This window comes from Pedobacter sp., assembly GCF_045627485.1.
In the GTDB taxonomy this organism is placed as follows: domain Bacteria; phylum Bacteroidota; class Bacteroidia; order Sphingobacteriales; family Sphingobacteriaceae; genus Pedobacter.
In genome coordinates this window covers 1-3,319 of the sequence record NZ_JAZQNU010000212.1, presented here as the reverse complement: position 1 = coordinate 3,319, position 3,319 = coordinate 1, and the positions used below count along the sequence as shown (strand labels likewise).

2 protein-coding genes and 1 pseudogene are annotated in these 3,319 nt (G+C 40.1%); 2 read left to right on the top strand and 1 reads right to left on the bottom strand.

The annotated features are described in order from the left end of the window. Positions 1-793: pseudogene (locus ACR2F3_RS16585) on the bottom strand (phospho-sugar mutase); the annotation flags it as partial. A gap of 189 nt (positions 794-982) precedes the next feature. On the opposite strand from ACR2F3_RS16585, the gene ACR2F3_RS16580 reads away from it, so the two are divergent. Both ACR2F3_RS16580 and ACR2F3_RS16575 read left to right on the top strand, forming a co-directional pair. Beyond that, entirely contained in the window at positions 983-2,293 is a 1,311-nt protein-coding gene (locus tag ACR2F3_RS16580; RefSeq protein WP_432711102.1) for an aspartate kinase, read from the top strand. A 193-nt stretch (positions 2,294-2,486) separates the two neighbouring features. Further along, a partial coding sequence (locus ACR2F3_RS16575; protein ID WP_432711101.1) for a diaminopimelate decarboxylase occupies positions 2,487-3,319 on the top strand: 833 nt, incomplete at its 3' end.

Here is a 3,319-nt window from a genome sequence, read left to right as displayed (position 1 = left end):
TACTTTGCTCTTCAACCACGGTCAGGTTGGTAAAACCAAACTGTGCCAAGGCCTGCGGAACCAGTGTAATGCCAGTTCCATGAATAGGAGAGAAGACAATTTTCAAGTCTTTCTGGCGGGCAATAGCCTCCGGAGAAACAGAAAGTTTAGTAATCTCCTCTAAATATATTTTATCGATTTCTTCACCGATAAAGGTGACCAATGCATCGTTACGATCAAATTTAACGTCATCAATACTACCAATGGCGGCAACTTCATTCATTACTGCTGCATCATCAGGTGCAGTAAACTGTCCACCGTTGGCATCATAGGCTTTATACCCATTGTACTCTTTCGGGTTATGCGATGCGGTAATCATCACCCCACTTTTACAACCCAGGTGCCTGATGGCAAAAGATAGTTCAGGAGTAGGACGTAAAGCTTTGAAAAAATAAACATGGATGCCGTTTGCAGAGAACACATCTGCTGTAGTTTTCGCAAAAAAATCAGAATAATTACGACTGTCGTGCGCAATGGCTACAGAAATCTTCTCACCAGGGTATTTCTTTAACAAATAATTACTTAAACCCTGTGTAGCAGTACCGATTGTGTATTTGTTAATCCGGTTAGACCCTGCGCCCATAATTCCCCTCAACCCACCGGTGCCAAACTCCAGGTTTCTGTAAAACGCATCTGTAAGCGTAGTATAAGCCTGTTCGTTAACCAATTTTTGTATTTCTTCTTTTGTTTCTTGGTCATAATTTCCATTTAACCATTGGTTGATGGTGTCTAATGTTGAAGGTTCTAGTTGCATATAGGGTGAATATCTTTTAAAGTTTTTATGTAAACAATGTAATTTACCTCCTGTTTCGTGAAATACGATGAAATTTTAATTATTTTCACCGCCTTAACGGAGGCGTAGTCGCAAAAATATAAATTTAACCTACATTTTAATGGCTGCGTAGCTAATTACAATCATTTATACGACAAAAACAATTAACAAATGAAGATATTAAAGTTTGGCGGAACTTCTGTCGGAAGCCCTGAGCGGATGACTAAATTGCTGGATATTATCAATCCGGCAGAAGAACAAATTGTGGTATTATCGGCAGTGTCTGGTACAACCAATAGTTTAGTGGAAATTTCTGGCAAGCTTTTAAAGGAAGATAAGGAATCGGCGTTGGCTTTAATCAATGCCCTTCACCAACAGTATAATACCTTTATTGAAGCGCTTTTGCCGGCTGGTGACTACCGCGAGCAGGGTCAGGAAGTAGTAGATTACCATTTTAACTTTATTGCAAGCCTGGTTAACGATCTTTTTACTCCAATTGAAGAACGTGTGGTACTGGCGCAGGGCGAATTGTTGTCCACTACCTTATACCATATCTACTTAAAATCCATCAACGTTCCTTCCGTGCTATTGCCGGCTCTTGATTTTATGAAAATTGATGAGGATAATGAGCCTGACGTACCTTTTATCACTAAACACCTGAAACCTTTACTGGAGCAGCATGCCGGTAATAAATTATTTATTACACAGGGATTTATTTGTCGCAATAGCTTTGGTGAAGTAGACAACCTGCGCAGGGGAGGAAGTGATTATACGGCGTCCCTAATCGGTGCTGCCATTACGGCCGAAGAGGTGCAAATCTGGACCGACATTGACGGAATGCATAACAATGACCCCAGAATCGTGAAGGGTACCAAGCCTATTTCTCACTTATCCTTCGATGAAGCCGCAGAATTAGCCTATTTCGGCGCTAAAATTTTACATCCGCAGTCGGTATTCCCGGCTCAGAAATATAAAATTCCAGTACGTTTATTAAACACCATGGAGCCAAATGCCATGGGCACTTTAATTTCGACTGAAAGTGAAAAAGGTAAAATCAAGTCGATTGCAGCCAAAGACGGTATTACAGCCATTAAAATTCATTCAAGTAGAATGCTCCTTGCCTATGGCTTTTTACGTCGTGTTTTTGAAATCTTCGAACGCTATAAAACGCCAATCGATATGATTACCACTTCTGAAGTGGCCGTATCGTTAACGATCGACTTTACCGATAACCTGGATAAGATCGTTGAAGAATTACATGCCTTTGGAAGTGTTGAAATCGACACAGATCAAAGTATTGTTTGCGTAGTGGGCGATTTTAATGCAGATACGCATGGTTTTGCTTTCCGGGTGTTAGATGCGGTAAAACATCTTCCTATCCGAATGATTTCTTACGGAGGAAGTAATTATAACATTTCCCTGCTGATAAATACGAAAGATAAGGTAGAAGCATTAAGAAGTTTACATAACCGCATTTTTTAATAGAAAACCTGTTGCCTACTTTTTTCTCATGTAAAGAAGGATGGCAATAACGATAAATACGAGTACAATAAAGAAGCGGTTTCTTCTATTGTACTCTTTTCTGTTAATTTTTTGCCGTTGCAAGTCGAAATAATTGCCTGTAAAAATTAACAGTAGTCCGATTAATACGAATATAATAAGATATTTAAACATTATGTTTTCTACTAAAGTCCTAAGCCGTTTTGAGCAGCTGGAAACGCCTTTTTACTATTACGATCTTGCATTGCTGCAAAACACCCTAGCTGCCTGCGCTTCTGCTGCAAAGGTGTATAATTTTCATGTTCATTATGCCATGAAAGCTAACTTTAATCAGCGAGTACTTGAAAAAATTAAGGACACCGGTTTCGGTGCCGACTGTGTAAGTGGTGGCGAAGTAAACAAAGCCATTGAACTGGGCTTCGATAAAAACCAGGTTGTATTTGCTGGTGTAGGTAAATCTGATAAAGAAATTAAGGACGCCCTGGATCATGATATTTTCTGTTTCAACGTCGAGTCGATCCAGGAACTAGGTGTGATCAATGAGCTGGCCACCCAAAAAGGTAAAAAGGCTAAAGTAGCTATTCGTATTAACCCAAATGTGGATGCGCATACGCATCACAACATTACCACCGGTTTGGATGAGAACAAGTTTGGTATTAACTCCTGGGACTTAACTGATTGTGCCGAGATGCTGAAACAGTGTGCTCACCTGGAGTTTATTGGGATACATTTTCATATCGGTTCGCAAATCACCAACCTTGATGTATATAAAAACCTTTGTGTACGGGTGAATGAATTTGCTACCTGGTTTGAGGATCGTGGTTTTATGATCAAGGTGTTAAATGTTGGCGGTGGCTTAGGTATCGATTACCACAACCCTGATCAGCAAATTCCTGATTTTACTGCGTATTTTAATATTTTCCATGAGTTTTTACAGGTACGCAGCAACCAGGAAGTGCATTTTGAACTTGGACGGGCGCTTGTAGGACAGTGCTCTTCGCTAATTAG

What these genes read in the sequence shown, in the direction of transcription:
- ACR2F3_RS16580 (WP_432711102.1), top strand. Translation starts at nt 983, where the DNA reads ATGAAGATATTAAAGTTTGGCGGAACTTCTGTCGGAAGCCCTGAGCGG.